The organism is Paraburkholderia solitsugae (genome assembly GCF_013177695.1).
Taxonomy (GTDB): Bacteria; Pseudomonadota; Gammaproteobacteria; order Burkholderiales; family Burkholderiaceae; genus Paraburkholderia; species Paraburkholderia solitsugae.
In genome coordinates, this window is the sequence record NZ_WOEY01000037.1 from 61370 (window position 1) to 86966 (window position 25597).

The following is a 25597-nucleotide window of genomic DNA, read 5'->3' on the forward strand; positions in this document are numbered from 1 at the left end:
CTGATTGAATGTTGCCCGCCGGCGTCCTTCACCGGCGTTCCTCATTGGCATGATTCAGTGGCGTGGGTCCGTGACGTGCTTCATTGGCGTCCATACGTGTCGTCGAAGCGCACGATATCGTCTTCGCCGAGATACGAACCCGACTGCACCTCGATCATTTCGAGCGGCATCTTGCCCGGGTTCTCGAGACGGTGGGTGACGCCCAGCGGAATATAAGCCGATTCGTTTTCGGAGACGATGAAGCGCTCTTCACCCCGCGTGACGAGCGCGGTGCCGCGCACGACGATCCAGTGTTCCGCGCGGTGATGATGCATTTGCAGCGAAAGCCGCGCACCGGGTTTCACGACGATGCGTTTGACCTGGAAGCGCTCACCCGTATCGACGGAATCGTAGTTGCCCCACGGGCGATGCACCTTGCGATGGTTGGCTGCCTCGAGCCCGCCATCGCTTCGAATCCGTCCGACGATCTTCTTGACGTCCTGCACACGCGATTTGTCCGCGACGAGAATCGCATCGGCCGTTTCGACGATCACGAGATTCTGCGTGCCGACGCAGGCAATCAGGCGTCCTTCCGAATGGGCGAAGGTCGAGTCGGCTCCTTCGAACATGACGCGGCCGCGGCCCACGTTCTGATCTGCGTCTTTGTCCGAAATATCCCAGATCGCGTCCCACGAACCCACGTCCGACCAGCCCGCTTGCAGCGGCACCACCACGCCGGACGCGGCGGTCTGATCGTTGCCCAGTTGCTCCATCACCGCGTAGTCGATCGAATCCGACGGCGAGGCGCTGAAGGCGTCGCGTTGCAGACGGAAGAAATCGCCGTCCGCTTTGCCGCCTACGAACGCCGCTGCGCAGGCTTCGTAAATCGCCGGCTGGAAGTGACGGATCGCCTTCAGCCAGGTCGATGCGCGCATGATGAAAATGCCGCTGTTCCACCAGTATTCCTGCGATTCGATATAACGCTGCGCCAACTCCAGATGCGGCTTTTCGACGAAGCGATCGAGCTGATGCGCGCCGATCTTGCCGGCTGCATCGGCGTCCGTTGCGCGAGCGTCATCAGGCATGCCAAGCGCTGCGCCGATGCGGATATAGCCATAGCCCGTTTCCGCACGCGTCGGCACGATGCCCATCGTCACAATATGGCCGCTGGCTGCATGCTGCACGCCGGCGGCCACCGCTGCATGAAAACCGTCGATGTCGGTCACCGCGTGATCGGCGGGCATCACGACCATGATGCCGTCCTCATCCTGCGCGGCGATCGAAAGGGCGGCCACCGTCAGCGCCGGCGCCGTATCGCGCCCAACGGGCTCGAGAATCAGGCGAGTCGGTTTGCCGCTCGAGCGCAATTGCTCGGCGGTCGTGAAGCGCTGTTCTTCGTTGGCTACGACGACGAGTTGCTCGGCGAGCAGATGGCCGGCTTCGAGCCCGTCGAGCCGGCGGGTGGTCGATTGCAGCAGCGAGTCGTCGCCGAGCAGGCCGATCAGTTGTTTCGGGCGCTGCTCGCGCGACATCGGCCACAGCCGTGTGCCGGAGCCGCCCGCCAGAATCACGGGATGAACCTTGAGCTTGACGTTAAGGGGCATAGCTTGTGTGGACCGGGTGTCGGCGGGCGTGGCCGTAACCGAAGCTGTCATGATGGACTCCTCGAGGCTGGGTGAATGCGTCGAGTTTTATCACGAAGTAAGGAATCAATAAAAGCGCGTTAAATAGAAACTATATAAAACGTCTAATAAAATTAGCTTCTTCGTGAAGGAAAAATGTCTGGATATTTTTTAAAAAAGAAAAAATTAAGGGAAAAAATATCAGGCAAATTTTTTTGCCCGACGGAATGGCGAAAAATGGCGGCGAAAGGCGAGCTGTAAGTTTCGTAGGAAAACAGACGGATTGACTGGATAGCACTACCATAAAGGCCAAAAAAGGCCTTTTCAAACGAAAATACGGTAACAATTGCCGTGCAAAATTCAGAAAAAATGCTGAAATTTTGACCGATACATTTTGAGATATTTTGCAGTCTTGCAGTCCGAATTTTAATATCGCTTTATCTATACCTGTACACGGGTTTTCACTCATTCAGACACCTGCTTTCCGAATCGTCCGTTCAGGAATTTTTTAGTCCGGAAGGCAGCGGGGCAATTAGCACGGGTTCAATCGGTTTCGCGTCGCGCTTTTATCTGGCAGGCGCGGATACCGGCGTTGTGCGCGAGGCGTGCGGACTGAATGAGTGTGACGGGAATTCAACCAACCAATGGATGGCACTTGACTGACGAACTGAGGGGCAGCACATGCTGAGCGTTCTATCGAGAATCATCGACATTGCCATGGTCGCGCTCGGCGCCGCCATCGCGACGGCCGTGCACAGCGGGAAATTGGTGTGGCTGGACGACGTCCAAAGCGTGTCGCTGGCGTTCGACTGCCTGCTGGTGGTGGTGGTCTTTCCCGCGCTGGGCATCTATCAGTCGTGGCGCGGCAAGCCGCTCTACGACCTGCTGTGCCGCGTCGCGGGCGGTTGGGTGATGGTGGAAGTCACGGGCGTATTGATCAGCTTCAGTCTGCACCGCTCGGACAGTCTGTCGCGGCTGTGGCTCGTCTATTGGGCGGTCGCCACGATCGTGCTGCTGATCGTCACCAAGGTGATCGTCTATTCGATCCTGCGCGGACTGCGCCGCGAAGGCTTCAATCAGCGCGCGGTGGCGATCGTCGGCGGCGCGCGGTATGGGCGCTTCCTGATCGAACAGATGCGCAGCCGTCCGGAAGCGGGCTTCAGCCCCGTCGTGGTGTTCGATGAGGACGGCACGATCAACCCTTACGAAGACCCCGATGCGAGCGACTCGATCGAAGGCGTGCCGGTCGAGCGCGATTACGCGCAGATGCTTCAACTGGTGCGCCAACGCGCGATTCGCGAACTGTGGCTCGCGCTGCCGATCTCGAAGGAAAAGGCGATCCACCGCTTCGTGATGGACCTGAAGAACGACTTCGTGAACATCCGCTTCATTCCTGACGTGCGCAGCCTGACGCTCTTCAATCAGCCGATGGTCGATCTGCTCGGCGTGCCGGCGATCAACCTGGCCGCCTCGCCGATCACCGATCTGCGCGTGCTGCCCAAGCGCGTCTTCGACCGTCTGTTCGCGCTGGCGGCATTGACCGCGCTGGCGCCGGTGATGCTGGTGATCGCGGTGATGGTGAAAGTGAGCTCGCCAGGCCCGGTGTTCTTCCGCCAGAAGCGCAAGGGCATCGACGGCAATCAGTTCGAGATCTACAAGTTTCGCTCGATGAAGATGCACAAGGAAGAGGCCGGCAAGATCACCCAGGCCACACGGCGCGATCCGCGCATCACCGCGGTCGGCGCGTTCCTGCGGCGCACCAGCCTCGACGAACTGCCGCAATTCATCAACGTGTTGCGCGGCGAGATGTCCGTGGTCGGCCCGCGCCCTCACGCGCTCGAACACGACGACATTTACAAGGATCTGGTGAAGGGCTACATGCACCGTTACCGGATCAAACCGGGTATCACCGGATTGGCACAGATCAACGGCTATCGCGGCGAAACCGATCGCATCGAAAAGATGATGGGCCGCGTCAAGCTCGATCTGTACTACATGCAGCACTGGACCTTCTGGCTCGACATCAAGATTGTCGTGCTGACGCTCTGGAAGGGCTTTGTGGGCAGCAACGCCTACTGAGGGCCCCCACCTGTCGCTTCGCGCCAGCCCCCCGAGGGGGGCAAGCCCCCAACCCCCGAAGGGGACTTCCTTCGGGGCGGGGGACTTCCTGTGGTGCGAAAAACCTGAGGCGGCCCGGCGTTTTCTTGCGAGCGCCGGCCACGCAGCGCAACGCGTGACCTCATTTAGTGAATCAACTCCATTTTCCGAGGTGTAACACATGAACCTGACGATCATCGGTAGTGGCTACGTAGGCCTCGTGACGGGCGCTTGTCTGGCTGACATCGGCCACGACGTGTTCTGTCTCGACGTCGATCAGCGCAAGATCGACGTGCTCAACAACGGCGGCGTGCCGATCCATGAACCGGGTCTGCAGGAGATCATTGCGCGCAATCGCCGCGCGGGCCGCCTGAAATTCTCGACCGACATCGAAGCCGCTGTTGCACACGGTGACATCCAGTTCATCGCGGTGGGCACGCCGTCGGACGAAGATGGTTCCGCCGACCTGCAATACGTGCTCGCCGCCGCGCGCAACATCGGCCGCCATATGACGGGCTTCAAGGTGATCGTCGACAAATCGACGGTGCCGGTCGGCACGGCTTCACGCGTGCGCGACGTGATCGCCGAGGAACTGGCCGCGCGCAATGCCAGCCCCATGTTCTCCGTGGTATCGAATCCGGAGTTCCTGAAAGAAGGCGCGGCCGTGGAAGACTTCACGCGCCCCGACCGCATCGTGCTCGGCTGCGACGAAGACGTGCCGGGCGAAAAAGCGCGCGATCTGATGAAGCGCCTCTACGCGCCGTTCAACCGCAATCGCGAACGCACGCTGTACATGGACGTACGGTCGGCCGAGTTCACCAAGTACGCGGCCAACGCGATGCTCGCCACGCGCATCTCGTACATGAATGAACTCGCGAATCTGGCTGACCGCGTCGGCGCGGATATCGAAGCGGTGCGCCGCGGCATCGGTTCCGATCCGCGGATCGGCTACGACTTTCTGTATGCCGGTTGCGGCTACGGCGGTTCGTGCTTCCCGAAAGACGTGCAGGCGCTGATTCGCACGGCCGCCGACCACAAGGCCAACCTGCGCATTCTCGAGGCGGTGGAAGCCGTCAACGACACGCAGAAAAAGATCCTCGCGCACAAGATCGTCGATCGTCTGGGCGAAGACCTGTCGGATCGCACCTTCGGCGTGTGGGGTCTCGCTTTCAAGCCGAACACGGACGACATGCGCGAAGCGCCGAGCCGTCCGCTGATCGCCGAACTGCTGCGCCGTGGCGCGCGCGTCAAGGCCTACGACCCGGTCGCGATCGACGAATCGAAGCGCGTTTTCGCGCTCGACCTGAAGGACGTGCCGCAACAGCACGCGCGCCTGTCGTTCGTGAACGAGGAGATGGACGCGGCCGAGGGCGCGGATGCACTGGTGATCCTCACCGAATGGAAGGTCTTCAAGAGTCCGGATTTCGGATCGCTCAAGGAGAGCCTCACTACGCCGCTGATTTTCGACGGCCGCAATCTGTACGAGCCGGACGCGCTGCTCGAACTCGGTATCGAGTATCACGCGATCGGCCGTCAGCACGCGCTGCGTAATGCGCCGGCGAAGGTCGGCGCAAACGGTCTGCCGAAAAAAGCCAATGTGGCCGACCCGGTCGAGGCCGGCCAGGAAGTTGGCCAATAAGTTGGTCAATAAGCCGCCGCGTCGCCACGCCACGTCAAGGAGTCCGCTATGTTCGCCAACGTTCTGATCGTCTGCCACGCCAACGTGTGCCGTTCGCCTGCTGCCGAGATGCTGTTCAAGTCCCGGCAGCGCGCGGCGTCGCGGTCGTCCTCAGCGCCGATCGCGTTTCATTCGGCGGGCCTGCGTGCCGTGAACGGCCACGCCATGGATCCGGTGATGCGGCGCCTCCTCGCCGAGCAGGGCGTCGCCTCCGGCATCCACTATTCGCGGCGCCTCGACCGCCGGCTCGTGCGTTCCGCGGATCTCGTGCTCGTCACCGAGCGCGCGCAAGTGAGCGCGGTCGAAGCGCTCGATCCGGCCTCGCGCGGCAAGGTCTATCCACTCGGCAAATGGGAAGACGACTCCGACGTCGCCGATCCGCACGGCCACGTGGAAGCCGACTATAGGGAGAGTCTCGTGCTCATCGAACATCTGGTCATGGGATGGCTGAAAAAAATATGCTGATGAAAAAACTCACTGCACACACATTCGCGAACCTCAACTCGACGGGCTTTAAATCGAGGTTCGCCGCCACGCTTTTGCTGACGTCCTTTCTGTCGGCCTGCGCTACCGCACCTGGCAATTACCTCGACACGTCCAGTCTGAAAGACGACGGACAGCATCAGAATCAACCCGCCGAGACCTATCCGGTCCACCTGATCGACGGCCCGCTGGTCGCGGCACAAGCGCAGGCGCAAGCCGCCGCCGCGCAGCAGGCGCTGCCGACCTCGCGTTACAGCGACCCGTCGCAGTATGTGTACCGGCTCTCGCCGCAGGACATTCTCGGCATCACGGTTTGGGATCACCCCGAATTGACCACGCCGCAGGGCAGCACGCTGTCCGCGGGCGGTAACACCACGCAGTCGGTCGGCGGCGCCTTGCAGCAGCCGTATACCGCCGCACTGCCGGGCCAGGCCGATCCATACGGCCAGACCGTTGCCGCCGACGGCACGATCTTTTTCCCGTTTGTCGGCCGCATCATGGCCGCGGGTAAGACGGTGGGCGAGTTGCGCGATCAGTTGAGCGCCGGTCTCGTGCGCTATATCCGCAATCCGCAGGTCGACGTGCGCGTGCTGTCGTACCGCGGCCAGAAAGTGCAGGTCACCGGTGACGTGAAGACGCCGGGCCCGCTCGCCATCAGCGACGTGCCGCTCACGCTGGTCGACGCGATCACGCGTTCGGGCGGCACGAACAGCGACGCTGACATCCAGCGTGTGCGCCTCACGCGCAACAACAAGCTGTATGTGCTCGACGCGAACCGCATGCTCGACCAGGGCGATACGACGCAGAACGTCATGCTGCAAAACGGCGACGTGATCAACGTGCCGGACCACAGCGACAGCCGCATCTTCGTGATGGGCGAGGTGAAGACGCCGATCCAGCTGCCGATGATCAGGGGCCGCCTGACGATCGCCGACGCGCTCACCCAGGCGGGCGGCATTCTCGATACGGACGCCAATCCGCGCCAGATCTTCGTGATGCGCGGCATGCGCGAGCATCCGACCACGCCGGACGTGTACCGCCTCGACATGACGCAGCCCGACGCGATCATGCTGTCGTCCCAGTTCCAGTTGCAGCCGATGGATGTCGTGTATGTGGGCACCGCCGCTTCGACCACGTTCAACCGTGTGTTGCAGCAAGTCCTGCCGACCATACAGACGCTGTTCTACCTGAAGCAGTTGACGAAATAACCGTCTGAGCTGTCGACAGGCCCGCGCCGCTTTCCCAGGGCGCGGGACCGAAGCAAACGCCAAGGCACACGCCAAAGCACACGCTGAAGCCCACGCCGAAGCAACCGATACGGGATCGAATTGTGAGCAATCAAATCTCTCCACACATGGCCGGTCCGATCAAGACCGAAGAAGAGGACGTCGTCCTCGGGCAACTGGTGCAGGTGATCCTCGACGACATCTGGTGGCTGATCGCGATCGCCGCGGTGATCGTCGCCCTGGCCGCCGCGTACTGTTTCCTCGCCAAGCCGATCTATTCGGCCGATGCCCACGTGCGCGTCGAGCAGTCCGACAACACGTCGCAGGCCCTGACGCAGACGCAAACAGGCGCGGCGATCACCACCGGCTCGACTTCGTTGCCGACCGACGCCGAAATCGAAATCATCAAGAGCCGCGGCGTGGTCGGCCCGGTGGTCCAGCAACTGAAGCTGAACTTCAGCGTCGCGCCGAAGACGATTCCGCTGCTCGGCAGCATCGCCGCGCGCCTGGCAACGCCGGGCCAGCCGGCGCGGTCCTGGCTGGGTCTGTCTTCCTACGCCTGGGGCGGTGAAGACGCCGAGGTCGATTCGCTCGAGGTGGCGCCCGCGCTGGAAGGCGAGAAGCTGACGATGAAGGTGCAGGACGACCAGCACTACGAACTTTATGCGGAGAACGGCTCACTGCTGCTGCGTGGTCAGGTCGGCCAGCAGGAACAGGGCGGCGGCGTGACGATCCTCGTCAGCAAGCTGGTGGCCCGTCCGGGTGAAGCGTTCACCGTGACGCGTTTTAACGACCTTGACGCGATCACGGCGTTCCAGTCGGCCATCACCGTGCAGGAGCAGGGCAAGCAAACGGGCGTGATTCAGATCTCGCTGGAAGACAAGAGCCCTGAGCACGCCGCTATCGTCGCCAATGCGCTTGCGCAATCGTATGTGCGTCAGCATGTCTCGAACAAGCAGGTTGACGCGAGCAAGATGCTCGACTTCCTGAAGAGCGAAGAGCCGCGCCTGAAGGCCGATCTCGAACGCGCCGAAGCCGCGTTGACCGCGTACCAGCGCCAGTCCGGCTCGATCAATGCGAGCGATGAAGCCAAGGTCTACCTCGAAGGCAGCGTGCAGTACGAGCAGCAGATCGCCGGTTTGCGTCTGCAGATGGCGCAGTTGAGCCAGCGCTATGGCGACGACCATCCGATGCTCGTGGCCGCGCGCCAGCAGATGGCCGAACTGGAGGCGCAGCGCGCCAAATACGCTGACCGCTTCCGCGATCTGCCGGCCACCGAAGTGAAGGCCGTGCAGCTGCAACGCGACGCGAAGGTGGCGGAAGACATCTACGTGCTGCTGCTCAACCGCGTGCAGGAGTTGTCGGTGCAGAAGGCCGGCACCGGCGGCAACGTGCATATCGTCGACTACGCGATGCGCCCGGGTGCACCGGTCAAGCCGAAGAAGGTGCTGATTCTCTCAGCCGCGGTGATTCTGGGGTTGATCTGTGGCACGGGTTTCGTGTTCCTGCGCCGCAATATGTTCAAGGGGATCGACGACCCTGACCATATCGAGCGCGCGTTCCATCTGCCGGTGTACGGTCTCGTGCCCTTGAGCGCCGAACAGGCTGTGCTCGAAAGCAGCTTCCAGCGCGGTGGCGAACGTCTGCGCGCGGTGCTGGCGAATGCGCGGCCGAAAGACGTCACGATCGAAAGCCTGCGCAGCCTGCGCACGTCCATGCAATTCACGATGATGGATGCGAAGAACCGCATCGTCATGCTGACCGGCCCCCTGTCCGGCGTCGGCAAGAGCTTCCTGACGGTCAATCTGGCGGTGCTGCTTGCGAACTCAGGCAAACGCGTGCTGATGATCGACGGCGATATGCGTCGCGGCGTGCTCGAACGTTATGTGGGCGGGGTGCAGGACAACGGTCTGTCGGAGTTGCTGAGCGGGCAGATCTCGCTCGAAGAAGCGATCCGCAGCTCGAACATTGAAGGCTTGAGCTTCATCTCGTGCGGCCGTCGTCCGCCGAATCCGTCGGAACTGCTGATGTCGCCGCGTCTTCCGCAATACCTGGACGGCCTCGCCAAGCGCTACGACGTGATCCTGATCGACACGCCGCCGGTGCTGGCCGTGACCGATGCATCGATCATCGGCGCGTATGCCGGTTCGACCTTCTTCGTGGTTCGCTCGGGCGTGCACAACGAAGGCGAGATCTCGGAGGCACTGAAGCGTCTGCGCGCAGCCGGCGTGCACGTGCAGGGCGGCATCTTCAACGGGATGCCGGCGCGCGCGCGCGGCGGCTACGACCGCGGCTATGCATCGGTCCAGGAGTATTTGAGTACCTGAGTCTGAGCACCTGAGCCGCCAGACTGAGCCCATGGTTCTGATCCCAGCGCAAACACGATAAAGAAGGACATCACGATGAAAGTGACGGTACTGGTTCCGACTTACCGCCGCCCGGCCGACCTGGCGCGCTGCCTCGCGGCGCTGCAACGGCAGTCGCGCGCGCCGGACGAAGTAGTGGTGGTCGCGCGCGCCGACGACGAAGCGACCCACACCTGCCTGCGGGACCCCGCCGTGCCCGGCACGCTGCCGTTGTCCGTCGCGCGGGTGGACGTGCCCGGCCAGGTCGCGGCCCTCAATCGCGGACTGGATGCGGCCAACGGCGACGTGATCGCGATTACCGACGACGACGCCGCGCCGCACGTCGACTGGGTCGAACGGATTGCTGCCGCGTTCGGCAGCGATGCGCGCCTGGGCGCGCTGGGCGGACGCGACTGGGTGCATGAAAAAGGCCGCGTGCTGGACGGTGAGCGGCCGCTGGTCGGCAAGGTCACGGTGCACGGCAAGATCATCGGCAATCACCACCTTGGGGTCGGCGGCGCACGCGAAGTCGACATCCTGAAGGGCGCCAACATGAGCTACCGGCGCGAGGCAGTCCGCACGATCCGTTTCGATCAGCGCCTGCGCGGCGCGGGCGCCCAGGTCCACAACGACATGGCCTTCAGCCTTGCCGTGAAAAATGCCGGCTGGAAGCTGATGTACGACCCGCGCGTCGCCGTCGACCATTTCCCGGCCGAACGTTTCGACGATGACCGGCGCGACGCGCAAACCATGGCGGCGTTGCGCAATGCCGCCTTCAACTTCCATCTGATCCTGCGCGACCAGCTGCCGCCGCTGCGCCGCGAAACCGCCTGGTGGTGGTGGACGCTGGTCGGCACGCGCGTCTATCCGGGCCTCACGCACGCCGCGCTCGCGCTGGTATCGAAACAGGCGAGCCTGAGGCTATCGCGCTGGCGCGCGGTGCGCACCGGCGCGCATGAGGCGCGCCGTGCGCTATCCCGAACCGCGTGACCCAAGCGTCCTGCACGTTCGTGCATCGGCACAGGCGCCTTTTCGCGCAGACCGATGCTCCTTTCCACCGGCAGAGCGGAGTGTCTGTATGAGTACGAAAGTTCACGTTCATCTGTTTTACGGAGCCGACCCGCGCTTTTACCGGCCGGGCGACGACATCGGCTGTCTCTACGGCTATCACCACGCGCAATCCGACGCGTTCGCGCTGACCTATTCGCAGGACGCGCGCGAGAGCAAGCCGGTGCGTTTGCTGCGCCGCGGGTTGAAAGCGGCGCTCGGCTTCGATTTCATTCATACGTGGCGCAACCGCGCCGAGATGCTGCGCTCGGACGTGATCTGGACGCATACCGAGCAGGAATGGCTGTCCGCCGCGCTGATGCTGCTGCTGAGCGGCCGCAAGGCCGGGGCGGATTCAGGCCCCTTACTGCTCGCGCAAAGCGTGTGGCTGCTCGATAAATGGCCTTCCTATGGGATTGTGCGCAGCTGGCTGTATCGCAAGCTGATGACACGCGCTGACCAGCTGACCACGCTCGCCAGCGAAAACGCCGAGTTGTGCCAGCGCTACTTCGAGCGCGACGCCAAGCCTCTGTTCTACGGCCTGAACACGCAGGACTTTCCCGTGCAGCGGCCGACTGAGTGGACGCCTCACACGCCGATCCGAATCGCCGCCATCGGCAACGATCGCGACCGCGACTGGGAGACGCTCATCAAGGCGTTTGGCAACGATGCGCGCTATACGGTCAAGCTCGCGACACGCCGCCGGATTCCCGCCTCGTTGCGCGCGCCGAACGTCGAGATCGCGTTGTTCTCAGGCATCAGGAAACAGCACGAACTCTACGACTGGGCCGACGTGATCGTCGTGCCGCTGCGGCCGAATTCGCACGCTTCGGGCATTACGGTGATGCTGGAAGCGGCGGCGGTTGGCAAGCCGATGGTGGTCACCAACGTCGGCGCGTTGCAGGACTATTTTCCGGCGGGCGAAGCGGCCTATATCCCGCCGTTCAACCCGCAGGCGTTGCGCGAAGCGGTGGACCAGCTCGCCGCTTCTCCCGTGGACGCGTTGCGCCAGGCACAGGCGGCGGCTGCCGGTTTGCTGGCGCGCGATCTGACCACGCAAAACTATGCGATGCAGCATGTGCGCATCACGCAGGAGATGCTGCGAGTGCGCGCCGCGTCGCGCGCACGGCCCGCGCCTGCCAGGGCCGATACGGACGTGACGGCGCCGCGCGCTGCGGCCGGCGCGGCTGCAGGTCAGGCCGCTCAGGCCCCGCGGCACGCCCATACGTCGCCGCCGGCACGCAGCCAGGCGGCCGGCGCGCAAGGCCAGCATCCCAGCACGCGCGAATCACGCGGAGGCCTCTAAACGATGTCGACAATCACGCGAGCCGGTGGCGATAACGCAGGGCGGAGTCTGTCCGGCGGTAGCAAGGAGTGGCTGCCGGAGGTCTTACTGTGGCTGATCACGGCGATGCTGATCATCGCGCATCAGGGCACGGTGCTCACGCTCGGATTTCCGGTGCTCGCGATCCTGACGGGCCTGTGGCTCTACTTCAAGAGCCCGGCGCGCTACATCGGCTTCATGTGGTGGCTGTGGTTCCTGAGCCCGGAAGTCCGGCGTCTCGCCGACTGGTCCAAAGGTTCGTTCACGCCGACCAGCCTGATCCAGGTCGCGCCGCTCGCGGTGACGATGATCAGTGCGTTTTCCTTGCTCCGGTACTACACGCTGCTCTCGCAGCGGCGCGGCCTGCCGGTGCTGCTGATTCTGATGGGGCTTGCCTACGCGTTCATGATCGGCGTGATGTCGAGCGGGCCGCTCGCCGCGACCTATGACCTCGCGAACTGGCTCTATCCGATCCTGATCGGCTTTCACATCATGGCGCACACGCGTCAGTACCCGAAGTATCGCGACACCATCGTCAGTACCTTCATCTGGGGCATGCTGGTGATGGGTGGCTATGGCCTGATCCAGTTCTTCATCATGCCGCCGTGGGACGCGCTGTGGATGCTCGGCTCGCAGATGAATTCACAAGGCGACCCTGTGCCGATGGGCGTGCGCGTATTCAGCACGATGAACTCGTCGGGACCGTTCGCGTTCGCGATGATGGGGGCGATGGTCTACGTGATGGCGGCCACGCACCGCGTGCGCTGGGTCGCGGCGGCGCTGGGCTTCTTTGCGTTCGCGCTGAGCCTCGTGCGTTCGACGTGGGGCGGCTGGGTGATCGCGCTCCTGATCCAGCTGGTCAAGTCGAACAACAAGGTGCGCGTGCGGATCGTTGCGAGTGCGGTGCTGCTTGCCGGACTTTGTGTGCCGCTGCTCACGGTCGGCCCGGTCGCCGAGCGGATGCAGGCGCGCCTGAACACGCTCGTCAACCTGAGCGACGACCAGAGCTACGCCGCGCGTAACGAGTTCTACGCGACCTTCGCGAAGACGGCATTTACCGACGTCTCCGGTGAAGGCATGGGCGCGACCGGCACCTCGACCAAGCTCTCGAACGACGGCGGTCAGCTCGGTCAGTACGGCAACTTCGACAGCGGCGTGATGAATATTCCGTTCGTGCTCGGCTGGCCCGGCACCTTGCTCTACATGTCCGGCATCGTGTGGCTGGTGGTGCGCGCGGCGCTCGCGTCGTTCAAGCTGCGCAACGACAAATTCGTTTCCGCCTGCCTGAGCCTTAGCCTCGCGACCTTCGCGATGCTGGTGTTCACCAATTCGCTGGTGGGCACCGGCGGGTTGCTGCTTTTCATGAGTGTTTTTTCGATCCTTTCCGCGGTGCACTACGAAAAGATGAACCGCAGACGCACGCTAATTCTCCACGGAGGCACTGATTGAGAGTCGCCATTGTCACGCACGTCGTGCGCCATAACGACGGCCAGGGGCGCGTCAACCACGAGATTGCGCGCGCCGCCCTCGATGAGAACATCGGTGTGACGCTGATCGCGTCACATGTCGCCCCTGATCTTCTTGCCCATCCGGACGTCCGCTGGGTGCCGATAAAAATCGGCCGCTGGTGGCCCACCAATCTGCTGCGCCAGCAGGTGTTCGCGTTCAGAAGCGCGATGTGGCTGCGCGCGCATCGCCGCGAATTCGACCTGTTGCACGTGAATGGCTTCATCACATGGGCGTCCGCCGACGTCAACACCTCGCACTTCGTGCATAGCGGCTGGTTCGGCAGCAAGTACTACCCGTTCGGGCTCACGAAAGGCGTGTGGTCCGCATATCAGTCCGTTTACACGCGCTGCAACGCATTGCTCGAACGCTGGGCTTACCGGCGCTCGAAGGTCATCACGGCGGTGTCGCAAAAGGTCGCCGATGAAATCCGCGCAATCGGCTTGACGCCGCATAACCGGGTCGATGTCATTTACAACGGCGTCGATACGCAAGGCTTCGCGGCCGCAACGGGCGACCGCGCGAAGTTCGGTTTGCCTGCGGACGCCTTCCTGCTGCTGTTCGTCGGCGATTTGCGCACACCGCGTAAAAACCTCGGCACGGTGCTGGCCGCGCTCAAGCATCTGCCCGAACACGTGCAGATCGCGGTGGCCGGGTTCCTGCCGGGCAGTCCGTATCCGGACGAAGCGAAGGCGCTGGGCATTGCGCATCGCGTGCATTTTCTCGGCCTGGTCAAGGACATGCCGGTGCTGATGCATTCGGTCGACGCGTTCGTGTTTCCGTCGCGCTATGAGGCGATGAGCCTGTCGCTGCTCGAAGCGATGGCCGCCGGGCTGCCGGTGGTCACGGCACGCACGGCGGGCGGCGCGGAAATCATCACGCCGGAATGCGGCATCGTGCTCGACGATCCGGACGATCCCAAAGCATTGGCCGGGGCCGTCGCGCATCTTGCGGACAACACCGACGCGCGCCGCGCGATGGGTGTCGCCGCCAATGAACTGGCAACCGGCTTCGGCTGGGCGCGGATGGCCGCGCAATACATCGCGCTGTACCGGCAATTGGCGGGGCAGCAACAGGACCGCCGGCGCAGTGAAACGGAAGCCGCGGTGGCCGCCACGACCGACGCGTTGACGCTCAATACGCCGGCCGGCCAGACCATCCACCACAACGCTAAAAACGCACAGGGGCAACAATCATGACAACGCGCTCAATCAAATCGCTGCAGATCGGGATGCACTGGTTTCCCGAGCGCGCGGGCGGCCTCGACCGCATGTACTACTCGCTGGTCGGCGCCTTGCCGGGCGCGGGCGTCGCGGTGCGCGGCGTGGTGGCAGGCTCGCCTAAAGTCGCCGCGGACACCGGTGGCGCGATCAACGGTTTCGGTTCCGCCGCGCAATCGCTGCCGTTGCGCCTGATGGCGGCACGCCGCGCGCTGCGCCAGGAGATCAGCACCTCGCGTCCCGACGTGATTTCGTCGCACTTCGCGCTGTACACGTTTCCGGGTCTCGATGTGACACGCGGCATTCCGCAGGTCTCGCATTTTCAGGGACCGTGGGCCGACGAGAGTCACGTGGAAGGCGCCGATTCGCTCGGCCAGCGTGCCAAGCGCTATCTGGAGCAATCGGTGTATGCGCGCTCGTCGCGGCTGATCGTTTTGTCGGAGGCCTTCGGCAAGATTTTGACGTCGCGTTATCGGATCGCGCCGGACCGTGTCCGTGTCGTGCCGGGGTGTGTGGATGTCGAGCAGTTCAATCTGCCGATTACGCCGGCTGAGGCGCGCCTGAAACTGCAATTGCCGCAGGACCGGCCGATCGTGCTGGCCGTGCGGCGACTGGTGCGCCGCATGGGCCTCGAAGATCTGATCGATGCGGTGAAGCTGCTCAAGCGCACTGAGCCCGACGTGCTGCTGCTGATCGCGGGCAAGGGACGGCTCGAAGGCGAGTTACAGGCGCGCATCACCGAAGCGGGCCTCGAGGACAACGTGAAGCTGCTGGGCTTCGTGCCGGATCAGCATCTGGCGGCGTTGTACCGTGCGGCGAATATCAGCGTGGTGCCGACGGTGGCGCTCGAAGGTTTCGGGCTGATTACCGTCGAATCGCTGGCTTCGGGCACGCCCGTGCTGGTGACGCCGGTGGGCGGTTTGCCGGAAGCGGTGGCGGGCTTGTCGCCGAATCTGGTGTTACCGGAGACCGGCGCGAAGGCGATCGCTGAAGGTCTGGCCGGTGCGTTGAACGGTTCACTGAAGTTGCCGGATGCCGAGGCTTGCCGCCGCTATGCACGCGAGAACTTCGATAACGCGGTGATCGCGAAGCGGGTGGCCTCGGTGTATAGCGAGGCGATCGCGGCGGGTGGGGTGCACTAAAGGCTTGATGACGTAGTAGAAAAAAGGCCTGAATCATGACGATCAGGCCTTTTTTTATGGGGTGATGTGACGGCTGCGCGAGCAGCCGCCACTCAGAATCAAAATGTCTCGTGATGCTCATTGCGGCCAAGATCCGCATGAACCATCATGTGGCACAGCTGTTCGAGCGTGGTTTCCGGCTTCCAGCCGAGCTTCTCGCGCGCCTTGTCCGCGCAGCCGATCAGCAGGTCCACTTCCGCCGGGCGGTAGAACTTCGGGTTCACGCGCACCAGTGTCTTGCCGGTGGCGATGTCGATGCCGGTCTCACGCTCTTCCTTGCCCGACCATTCGAGCTGATAACCCGCCGCGGCGAACGCCATGCGTACGAAGTCGCGTACCGTCTCGGTGCGGCCGGTGGCGAGTACGAAGGTGTCGGGTTCATCGGCTTGCAGCATGCGCCACATGCCTTCCACGTATTCCAGCGCGAAGCCCCAGTCGCGCTTGGCGCTCAGGTTGCCGAGTTCCAGCGCGTCCTGTTTGCCGAGCTTGATCTTGGCGACCGTGTCCGTGATCTTGCGGGTGACGAATTCGCGGCCACGCAGCGGCGATTCGTGATTGAACAGAATGCCGCTGCTGGCGAACAGGTTGTACGACTCGCGATAGTTGATGGTCGACCAGTGCGCGAACAGCTTGGCGACGCCATACGGGCTGCGCGGGTAGAAGGGCGTGTCCTCGCGTTGCGGCACCGCCTGCACGAGACCGAACATTTCCGAGGTCGACGCCTGGTAGAAGCGGGTCTTCGGATTCAGAATGCGGATGCCTTCGAGCAGATTCAACGCGCCGATGCCGGTGACTTCGGCGGTCGTCACGGGCTGGTCGAACGAGACCCCCACGAAGCTCTGCGCGGCAAGGTTGTACAGCTCGTCGGCCTGTGCGCCTTCGAGCAGGCGCAGCGTCGAGCCCAGATCGGTCAGATCGTGTTCGACCAGACGCAGATTCGGATGATCGAGCACGCCGAGCTCACGAATGCGCCAGAAATTGACCGAACTCGTGCGCCGGTAGGTGCCGGTCACGTGGTAGCCCTTGTCGAGCAGCAGTTTGGTCAGATAGGCGCCGTCCTGTCCGGATATGCCGGTGATGATCGCTTTGCGTGGTTGGCTCATAGCTTGCCTTCGTTATGGGTAAAAGAGAAAAGAAGCGCACTTGAAAAAGAGCTTCAGAGCGTGCCGTCCAGCAGTCGCCGCACCAGCGGATCGACGACCTGAAAATCCTGTTCAGCCTTGAGCCGGTACAAGCCCGGCTTCGGATGCGCGCCGTCGGACATCAGCGTCTTCCAGTCCGGCAGATTGCTGACGTACGCGAACTGATCGACGAGTGGCACCTGCTGTTCGGCGGCCACGCGGCGCGTCATCGCGACCATCGCGGTGAGCCGCGCGTTGAGGTGGTTGTCGGGCATCGGGTTCGAGGTCTGCAGAACCGGTTCTTTGCCGAGCGCGCGGGCGGTTTTCACGAGCGTCGTCTCGGTCGCGTAAAACTGCTCGGGCGTCTGGTTCTGCATCACTTCGTTGATGCCGTAGTTGATCAACACGATCTGCGCGGATGAAGCGGCGAGCCGTTCCCGCCATGGCAGGCCGGCGGTCGGGCCGGCGCGGCGGTTGCCGGTGCCGTCGCGCAACTGGGTGGCCGTCGTGCCGCCAACGCCGTAGTTCGTGACACGTACCCGGTCGCCGTGTTTGGCCTGCAACGCCTCCTGCAGATACGACACGGCGTTTTGCGACTGGGGTCCGCAGTGGCCGTTGCTGCAGGTAATACCCAGCGTGGTCGAATCACCGTAGGCTTCCACCAGCACCTGCGTTGCCGGACTTCCGGCATGGGCGTCCAGTGCCAGCAAAACCAGCACCGACGCAGTGGCCGACACGCTCGCGGCGAGCCACGCGCGGCGCCTCATGCGCGGCTTTGCGGCGCTTGCGGCGCGCCTCCAGAAACGCTGCCGGCGGGCGTATGGGCCTTGCCTGCGGTGCCGAAGATCAAACGCTTTTCGAACGCGAACCACGTGATGCTGGCGTAGGCGAGGGTGATCGCGAGCGCGAGCGCAGCGGTCAGATAGCGGTTCAGATGCAGCGGCCACAGCGTGTACAGCACGCTCAGGTGGATCAGATAAATCGTGTAGCTGATGGTGCCGATATAGACCAGCACAGGGTTGCACAGCAGCCGCTTGACGATGCCTTTGCTTTGCAGGGCGATGACCACGACGGAAGTACAAAGCACCAACGAAACGCTATAGAGCGCGGCGTTCGACAGCGGCGTATTCGCCGCCCGAAACCGCGGGTAGTGCAGATGCAGCCACGCAAGCACGGCCAGCGCGGCAAAAAAGCCGAGTACGGCGAGGCCCTTGAACGGCTCGAGTGCGTGGCGGTCGCGCCGTACGGCGACCGCGAGCAGTGCGCCGGCGGCCAGCAAGTCCATGCGGAACGGCGTCAGGTAATAAATCGGCCAGAACGAATCGAACCACGGCGTGGCGATCGCGCGCAGCACCGGCACCAGCACGATCAGCGCGGCGGCCACGTAGCCGAGCACACGCTCGGGCAGCAGCAGAATCACGAACGGCCAGAAAATATAGAACTGCTCTTCGACCGCCAGTGACCACAGCACATTCAGGCTGTCGTGCCCGCTTTGGTTGAGCGCGTCGCCGATATTGGTCGCGAAGAACGCGTACCACTGCCAGTGCTGCGCCCAACCAAAGCCGAACAGAATCGACGACACCACCATCAGCAGCAGATAAGGCGGCAGGATGCGCCGCGCCCGGCGCGCATAGAAGTAGCCGAAATAAGACTGCTGACGCGCCTTGCGTTCGAGCAGGATGCCGGTAATCAGAAAGCCGCTCAAAACAAAAAACAGATCGACGCCCATCCACAGCGGCGCTTTCAAGGCGTGCTGGGCGAATACGGCGAGCACGGCGATGGCGCGCAAGCCGTCGAGCTGCACGATGCGGCGGGAGTGAGAAGGCGCTAAAGGCAGTGCGCTAGCAGTCATGAACCGTCCATGGTGTGAAGCGGATGAGCCGGGCGAAGGATCGCGCGTGACTTCTCAAGTCAAGCACAGGGCTGAAGAGGAAGCCTGTGGCGCGCTCGCTTCGCGTCGCAACGGAAGTGCAATCGATTCTAAGGAAAATAAATTGATGAAAAAACGGGAATGAAATGGATAAATGATTCAGATTGCAACAGGTTGTTTCGTTACCCATTCGAAATAGATTTTTATGCTTGTGTCTTGAAGATGTCGTAATGCGTAAGAAGTGCAGGAAGCATCAGGTTGCATCGGTAAAGATGGGCGTCGCCACGCTGCCGGACGCAGGCATTCACGTCCATTTTCATTTAATCTATTTTTAAATCAATTTCTTTCGCCACGCTTAAAGCGTCGAATATTTTTGAATTATTTTTGATTTTCGTCGCGGCGTTTTTTCCGCGTAATGTGAGCCGTGCGGATTGGGCGGTCAAGGAGGGCGCGTGCGTCACGTGCTCAGTGCTCGCGTTTGGGTGACGGCTCTGCGGTGAGCCTGGTCCCAAAACCTCGTCTTATACGTCGGGTCTTGCGTCAGTCAGTCTCACGTCCTTACGTCGCTTCTAGCGGTCTCTGCCGTCACTTCATTGGATTTTGCACCCGCGCGGGCTATTTGCCCGATCGCGGCACGGCCCTGATTGGAGGAATTACTTTGGTCCGTTTCACGTTCAAAACCTGGATTGCTGTACTTGCTTGTGCTGCCGGTATGACGGTGGCATCGGTCGGCGTCACGGCATCCGCGGAAACCGTGTTGAACGCGAAAAATTCCTGGATTGGCAACACGTTCGGTTTCGGCGACGGCACGTGGGCGCAGATCAACATCACCGCGATTGCGGTCGCATCCGACGGCAAGGTCTACACGAACGCGCCGTGGGACGAAAGCGGCGCTGAAGCGAGCGTCTACCAGAACGGCAAGATGCTGGGCTTCGCGGGCGGCACGCATGGCTGGGGCAACAGTGGCGGCGGCGCGGTCGCGGTGAATCGCAAGTACGCCTTCCTCGCGATCGCGGTCGGCAACGAGAAGGGGCATCTGGTCGAGCAGGGCGTGTGGCCGGAAAAGGGCAAGCAATGGTTCGGTATTTCGCGCCGGCAAATCGCTGATACGAAGCGCGCCGCGCCGTTCCAGCCGGCCGCAAAAAACGCGGACCCGCATGCGCAACTGGCAGCCGGCTTTCTGATGATGAACGAAGTGCCGACCGGCACGAGTGCCGAAATCGGCGGTTTGGCGGCGAACGACACCACGCTCTACGCGGCGAACACGGCGCGCGATCGCATCGAGGTCTATGACGCGGAATCGATGCAGCAGAAAACCACGTGGACGGTGCACGAACCGGGCCGCGTGGCGCTTGCCCCCGACGGCACGCTCTGGGTGTTGAGCGGCACGCGCAACGACAAGGCGCCGCATGTGGAGCATTACACCGCGGCGGGCAAACGCATCGACGAAACGTTCACGCTGCCCGCCGATACGGTCGCGGTCGATATCGCCATCGATGCGCAAGGCCGCGTTCTGATCGCCGACAACGGCCCACGTCAGCAGGTGTTGTTCTTCAGCAAGAGCAACGGCCGTTACACGGAGTCAGGCTCACTCGGCGAACGCGGCGGCATTTTCAGCGGCACGCCCGGCAAACCAGGACCGCAGCGCTTCAACGGGTTGACCGGTGTGGGCGTGGACGCGCGCGGCAATGTCTATGTGTCGACCAACGGCATCGGACCGCGTTACGACCCGATCGGCGCGGGCCTCGGCGCTACGCTCGAAAGCTATGCGCCGGACGGCAAACAGAACTGGCAGGTGCAAGGCTTGTTGTTCGTCGACGGCGCGTGGATCGATCCGTCACGTCCGGACAGCGTCTACACCGGCAACAAACGCTTCGAACTCGATCTCTCGAAGCCTGCAGGTCAGGACTGGAAATACGCGGGCTTTCTGTCGAACCGCTTCAAGTATCCCGACGACCCTGTCTTTCACACCGACCAATATCCCGGCTTGCCGATCGCCCGCAAGCTCAAGGGCCACACGTTCCTGTACCTGACCGACATGTACGCGGACCACCTGAAGATCTATCGCTTCGACCCGCAGCACGACGGTGAAGTGGCGATTCCTTCGGGCTTCATCGCCGGGCGTGAGCGCGCCGTCGCCAAGGTGCCGAATGCGCCGCCAGGCGGCGACTGGATCTGGCGCGATGTGAACGGCGACGGCAAGTTCAACACGGACGAATTCACGCTGAACACGAGCGGCACGAAGCTCGCGGGCGGTTGGGGCTGGTGGGTCGATACCGCCGGCGACATCTGGCGCACCCGCGACTCGAAGGGCATCTACCGCTTCCGTTTCGGCGGACTCGATGCGAAGGGCAATCCGATCTACTCGTATTCGAATCTCACGCAGTACCCGGTGCCGCAACCGTTCACCGAACTGCATCGTGCGATCTACGACCCCGACACCGACACGATGTATGTAACCGGCTATACGCCTGATACGCCGGTGGACCGGGGCTTCTGGAAGGAAGTGGGCCGCGTGCTGGTGCGCTACGACAAATGGTCGAGCGGCAGTCCGGTGCAGCGCTATTCGATCACGCTGCCGTGGACCACGCAGACCAAGCCCATCGCCACGATCATCGGCCTCACGGTCGAAGGGCAATACATCTTCGGCGTTGAGCCGGTTGGCGCGGTGCACGTGTGGGACAAGGACAACGGCCGCGAAGTCGGCGTGATCCGTCCGGGCCCGGAAGTGGGCCGCGCGTCGGGCTGGGTCGATGTGCCCAATGGCATCAGCGCCGCGAAGCGCAGCAATGGCGAGTACCTCGTGTTCGTCGAAGAAGACGCGCGCGGGAAAGTGATGATGTATCGCTGGAAACCGTGACGTGACGCTCGCGGCACGACGGCTTCCGAATGAATCATCAGGCAACTGAGTTAACCCAAGGCATCCGATGGACAAAGGCATTCTCAAGAACGTAGCGATCAACTTTTTCGGGCTGGTGCTGCCGACTTTCGTCTCGCTCGTGACCGTGCCGTCGTATATCAAGCTGCTCGGCGTCGAGCGCTACGGCGTGATCAGTCTCGTGTGGACCTTGATCGGCTACTTCGGGATTCTCGATCTCGGCATGAGCATGGCCGCGCAGAACCACATCTCGAAGGCACGCGCCTCGGGCGATAAGGGCGAAAGCGCTCGCGTGTTCTGGAGCGCGACGTGGCTCAATCTCGCGACCGGCATCGTCGGCGGTCTGATCATCTATTTCGGTGCGTTTCTGTACACCGCGTATTTCACCAAGGTATCGCCCGAGTTGCAGCATGAGGTCTATATGGCGCTGCCGTGGCTCGCGGTGGCGATTCCGATTGCCAACGTGTCGTGGGTGTTCGCCGGGGCAATCAACGGCGCGGAGCGCTTCGGCGTCTACAACACCAATCAGACCATCGGCACCTTCCTGTTTCAGTTGCTGCCGCTCGGCGCTGCGCTGTGGCTGGGGGCGACCTTGCAGAACGTGCTCGCCGCCGCGGTGTTCGCGCGGATTCTGGCCGCGATTCTGCTGGGCCGTTCCGCGCTGAAGGTGCTGGACATTCGCAGCATTCTGCCGCCGCAACTCGGCGTGGCGAAAGGACTCTTCAACTTCGGCGGCTGGATGCTGATTGCGAGCGTGACCAACATGATCGCCGAATCGCTCGACCGCGTGATGCTCGGCACCAGTCTCGGCGCGCGTTTCGTCACGTACTACACGGTGCCGCAGAATCTCGTGACCCGTTTGAACATTGTGCCGACCGCGCTGGTGCGCACGCTGTTTCCGCGCCTGTCTGCCGTGGGTCGCGCGGATGCGGACACCATCACGCAGCAGTCGCTCGAATTCCTTAACGGTGTGTTCACCCCGGTCGCGCTGGTCGCGATGCTGGTGCTCGAGCCGTTCCTGCATCTGTGGGTCGGCAATGAGATCGCCACCGTGGCGGCGCCAGTGGGCCGGATCATGATCGTCGCCGTGTGGCTCGTCGGCCAGGCGAACGTCACGCGAATTCTGATCCAGTCACAGGTCAACCCGGCCACCGCCGCGCGGGTCGGTTTGTTCGAATTGCCCTTGTTTGCAGGGGCATTGTGGTTCGGCATTACGCATTTCGGTTTGACCGGCGCGGCGATGGCCGTTGCCGGCAGGGCACTGTTCGATTACGCCGTGCTGCTGCGCCTGTCGGCGATTCGCGCACGCCAGATCGCGCTCGACATGCTCGCCCACCTCGCTTTTCTGCTGGCCAGCCTGTGGCTTGCCAGCTTCCTGCCGAGTCTCGCTTTGGCGATCGTCGCCGGCCTGTTGATGGTAGGCGCGAACGTCGCCTGGTCGATCACGATGACACCCGCTTTGCGCGATCTTGCGCGTTCACTGCTGTTGCGACTGAATCCGAGGAAAAGCGCATGAACCACGAAGTCCTTGAAGAAGCCGTGCTGCAACCCGCGACGCGCAGCGCGCTGGCTGAACTCACTACCGTTCCCGGCGTTCAGGCACCGTCGCGCCGCACGGCGTTGCGCAACGATAAAACGGTGCGTGTCGCGATCGTGCACGACTGGCTTGTCACCTATGCGGGTGCGGAGAAGGTGCTCGAACAGATCGTCGCGTGCTTTCCGGACGCGGACCTGTTCAGCCTCGTCGATTTTCTCGACGACCGCAGCTTTCTGCGTGGCAAGCCCGTCACAACCTCGTTCATCCAGAAACTGCCGCTTGCACGGACCAAATACCGTACGTATCTGCCGTTGATGCCGCTCGCGATCGAGCAGCTCGACGTGTCGGCCTACGACGTGGTGATTTCCAGCAGTCACGCGGTGGCGAAAGGCATTCTGACCGGCCCCGACCAGGTGCATATCAGCTACGTGCATTCGCCGATCCGCTATGCGTGGGATCTGCAGCACCAGTATCTGCAGCAGTCGAAGCTGACCGCCGGGCCGAAGTCGGCGATGGCCCGCCTGATTCTTCACTACATCCGCAACTGGGATATTCGTACATCGAATTCGGTGGATGGCTTTGTCGCAAACTCCGACTTCATCGCGCGGCGGATCAAGAAGGTGTATCAGCGCGAGGCCCGGGTGATCTTTCCGCCCGTGGATGTCGAAGCGTTTTCGCTGTGCACCGACAAGGAGGATTTCTATCTGACCGCCTCGCGGATGGTGCCGTACAAAAAGATCGACCTGATCGTCGAAGCGTTCGCGCGCATGCCGGAGCGCAAGCTGGTAGTGATCGGGGACGGCCCCGACATGCAGAAGATCCGCGCGAAGGCGGGGCCCAATGTCGAGATCATGGGCTACCAGCCGTTCAAGGTGCTCAAGGAAAAGATGAGCCGCGCGAAAGCGTTCGTGTTCGCCGCGGAAGAAGACTTCGGCATTTCAGTGGTCGAAGCGCAAGCGTGCGGCACGCCGGTGATCGCCTACGGCAAGGGCGGAGCGCTCGAAACCGTGCGCGATCTGTCGGAGACGCGGCCCACGGGCATGTTCTTCGATGAGCAGAACGCCGAGTCGATCATTGCAGCGGTCAATCGTTTCGACGACCACATGAAGCGCTTTTCGCCGATGGATTGCCGCGCGAACGCTGAGCAGTTCTCCGCCGCCCATTTCCGCGAACGTTTCTTCGCTCATGTGCGGGATTCAGTGCCGGCATTGCGCTCGGCGACGCTGCCGCCGTATGTCCCCTTTAAAGCAGCCGCGGCTGCCAGCACTCCTCGTATTCTCGCGGTTGACCAGAGCGGCGTGCTCGGCGGCGCTGAACTATCGCTGCTGGAAATCGTTAAAGCTTTGCGCACGCGCATCGAAGTCGTGCTGTTCGACGACGGGCCGTTCCGTACCGCCTTGGCCAAGGCCGGTGTGACCGTCAACGTGCTGGACGCCGGCGCATTGCGCCATGTCCGCAAGCAGGGCGGCTCGTTGCCCAAGGGCCAGGCGCTCAAGGGCTTGATGTCGCTCGTGCGCGCCACCGCGAAACACGCGCGCAACGCCGAGGTGATCTACGCGAACACACAGCGCGCGATGGTGATCGGCGCGATTGCCGGCAAGCTCGCGAGGCGCCCGGTGGTCTGGCATCTGCGCGACATCGTGAGCCCGGAGCATTTCGGCGGCAAGCAACTGGCGATCATCAAGTGGTGCGCGCGCCTCGGTCTCACGCACGTGATTGCCAATTCGGCGGCTTCCGCGCGTGCCTTCGCGGAACTTACGCACTTCGACGAAAAGCGTATCGACGTGGTGTTCAACGGCATCTCCGCGGCACCGTTCGACGCGTTGCGCACGGTCCCGCAAGCGACGCTGCGCCGGCGCCTGAACCTGCCGCAGGACGCGTTTCTGGTCGGCTCGTTCAGCCGCCTCGCACGCTGGAAGGGGCAGCACGTGCTGCTCGAAGCGATGGTTCTCAATCCGCACATGCATGCTGTGCTGGTGGGTGCGCCGCTGTTCGGCGAGGACGCGTACGAGATCGAGTTGCATGCCTTCGTCGCCGCGCACAACCTAGGCGGACGGGTGCATTTCCTCGGCTTCCAGCACGACATTCCTGCCTGCATGTGCGCGGTCGATGCGGTCGTCCATACGTCGATCACGCCGGAGCCGTTCGGTCGCGTGATCGTCGAGGGAATGCTGGCGCAGCGGCCAGTGGTGGCCGCGCGCGCGGGCGGCGTGCTGGAGATTATCGACGACTACGAGAACGGCGTGCTGTGCACGCCCGGTGACGCTCATGGTCTCGCCGACACGCTCGCAGAGTTGCGTTCGAACGACGACCTGCGCAACAAGCTGGTCAGGAACGGGTATCAGACGGCGTTGAGACGGTTCGGGACCGCAACGTATGTGGAAGATGTTGAGCGGATTCTGAAGCGCGTGGCGGGGCGTTAAGTGGCTGCGCGGGCTGTCAGGCGTAGGGTTGGGCGAGGTGATTTAACGCGGGGGTAGGCA

Annotated in this window: 17 protein-coding genes; 13 read left to right on the forward strand and 4 right to left on the reverse strand. The window is 62.8% G+C overall.

What is annotated here, in order from left to right; all coding sequences use genetic code 11:
- Positions 1 to 80 precede the first annotated feature (80 nt).
- Positions 81 to 1634, reverse strand: coding sequence for a mannose-1-phosphate guanylyltransferase/mannose-6-phosphate isomerase (locus GNZ12_RS09825; protein WP_328805976.1), 1554 nt, complete (start codon positions 1632 to 1634; stop codon positions 81 to 83).
- Between the two features lie 648 nt (positions 1635 to 2282).
- Between GNZ12_RS09825 and GNZ12_RS09830 the strand changes: the two genes are divergently transcribed.
- The 10 genes from GNZ12_RS09830 (at position 2283) to GNZ12_RS09875 (ending at position 15669) form a co-directional block, all read left to right on the forward strand.
- A complete protein-coding gene (locus GNZ12_RS09830; RefSeq protein WP_172310159.1) occupies positions 2283 to 3680 on the forward strand; it encodes an undecaprenyl-phosphate glucose phosphotransferase in 1398 nt (465 codons plus the stop codon).
- A 199-nt stretch (positions 3681 to 3879) separates the two neighbouring features.
- Positions 3880 to 5337 carry a UDP-glucose dehydrogenase family protein gene (locus GNZ12_RS09835; RefSeq protein WP_172310160.1) on the forward strand — a complete coding sequence of 486 codons (1458 nt, stop codon included), beginning with the start codon at positions 3880 to 3882 and terminating at the stop codon, positions 5335 to 5337.
- 48 nt (positions 5338 to 5385) lie between these two features.
- A complete protein-coding gene (locus GNZ12_RS09840) occupies positions 5386 to 5841 on the forward strand; it encodes an arsenate reductase/protein-tyrosine-phosphatase family protein (RefSeq protein ID WP_172310161.1) in 456 nt (151 codons plus the stop codon).
- Entirely contained in the window at positions 5835 to 7067 is a 1233-nt protein-coding gene (locus GNZ12_RS09845) for a polysaccharide biosynthesis/export family protein (protein WP_172310162.1), read from the forward strand. The genes GNZ12_RS09840 and GNZ12_RS09845 overlap by 7 nt, the downstream gene beginning before the upstream one ends.
- 146 nt (positions 7068 to 7213) lie before the next feature.
- On the forward strand, positions 7214 to 9412 hold the full coding sequence (locus GNZ12_RS09850; protein WP_172310225.1) for a polysaccharide biosynthesis tyrosine autokinase: 2199 nt from the start codon (positions 7214 to 7216) through the stop codon (positions 9410 to 9412).
- Positions 9413 to 9487: 75 nt separating this feature from the next.
- Complete coding sequence (locus tag GNZ12_RS09855) at positions 9488 to 10420, forward strand: glycosyltransferase family 2 protein (RefSeq protein WP_172310163.1); 933 nt, start codon at positions 9488 to 9490, stop codon at positions 10418 to 10420.
- Between the two features lie 88 nt (positions 10421 to 10508).
- The gene (locus GNZ12_RS09860) at positions 10509 to 11783 is read left to right on the forward strand and encodes a glycosyltransferase family 4 protein (protein ID WP_235993668.1); all 1275 of its coding nucleotides are present in this window, start codon (positions 10509 to 10511) and stop codon (positions 11781 to 11783) included.
- A 3-nt stretch (positions 11784 to 11786) separates the two neighbouring features.
- Entirely contained in the window at positions 11787 to 13250 is a 1464-nt protein-coding gene (locus GNZ12_RS09865) for a glucose-6-phosphate isomerase (RefSeq protein ID WP_172310164.1), read from the forward strand.
- A complete protein-coding gene (locus tag GNZ12_RS09870; RefSeq protein WP_172310165.1) occupies positions 13247 to 14506 on the forward strand; it encodes a glycosyltransferase family 4 protein in 1260 nt (419 codons plus the stop codon). Before GNZ12_RS09865 ends, GNZ12_RS09870 begins: the two co-directional genes overlap by 4 nt.
- Positions 14503 to 15669, forward strand: a complete 1167-nt coding sequence (locus GNZ12_RS09875; RefSeq protein ID WP_172310166.1) for a glycosyltransferase family 4 protein — start codon at positions 14503 to 14505, stop codon at positions 15667 to 15669. The genes GNZ12_RS09870 and GNZ12_RS09875 overlap by 4 nt, the downstream gene beginning before the upstream one ends.
- Positions 15670 to 15767: 98 nt before the next feature.
- On the opposite strand, the gene gmd is transcribed toward GNZ12_RS09875, so the two are convergent.
- Genes gmd through GNZ12_RS09890 form a run of 3 tightly spaced genes read right to left on the reverse strand, consistent with a single transcriptional unit; the run spans position 15768 to position 18681 of the window.
- Entirely contained in the window at positions 15768 to 16811 is a 1044-nt protein-coding gene (gene gmd, locus GNZ12_RS09880) for a GDP-mannose 4,6-dehydratase (RefSeq protein WP_172310167.1), read from the reverse strand.
- A gap of 53 nt (positions 16812 to 16864) precedes the next feature.
- Entirely contained in the window at positions 16865 to 17596 is a 732-nt protein-coding gene (locus tag GNZ12_RS09885; protein WP_172310168.1) for an SGNH/GDSL hydrolase family protein, read from the reverse strand.
- On the reverse strand, positions 17593 to 18681 hold the full coding sequence (locus GNZ12_RS09890; protein ID WP_172310169.1) for an acyltransferase family protein: 1089 nt from the start codon (positions 18679 to 18681) through the stop codon (positions 17593 to 17595). The genes GNZ12_RS09885 and GNZ12_RS09890 overlap by 4 nt, the downstream gene beginning before the upstream one ends.
- A gap of 676 nt (positions 18682 to 19357) precedes the next feature.
- Here GNZ12_RS09890 and GNZ12_RS09895 point away from each other — a divergent pair.
- From GNZ12_RS09895 to GNZ12_RS09905, 3 genes are all read left to right on the forward strand, one after another.
- On the forward strand, positions 19358 to 21559 hold the full coding sequence (locus tag GNZ12_RS09895; RefSeq protein ID WP_172310170.1) for an NHL repeat-containing protein: 2202 nt from the start codon (positions 19358 to 19360) through the stop codon (positions 21557 to 21559).
- A 67-nt stretch (positions 21560 to 21626) separates the two neighbouring features.
- Complete coding sequence (locus tag GNZ12_RS09900) at positions 21627 to 23093, forward strand: flippase (protein ID WP_172310171.1); 1467 nt, start codon at positions 21627 to 21629, stop codon at positions 23091 to 23093.
- Positions 23090 to 25537: a glycosyltransferase family 4 protein gene (locus tag GNZ12_RS09905; RefSeq protein ID WP_172310172.1), complete on the forward strand. Its 2448-nt coding sequence runs from the start codon at positions 23090 to 23092 to the stop codon at positions 25535 to 25537. Before GNZ12_RS09900 ends, GNZ12_RS09905 begins: the two co-directional genes overlap by 4 nt.
- Positions 25538 to 25597: the final 60 nt, after the last annotated feature.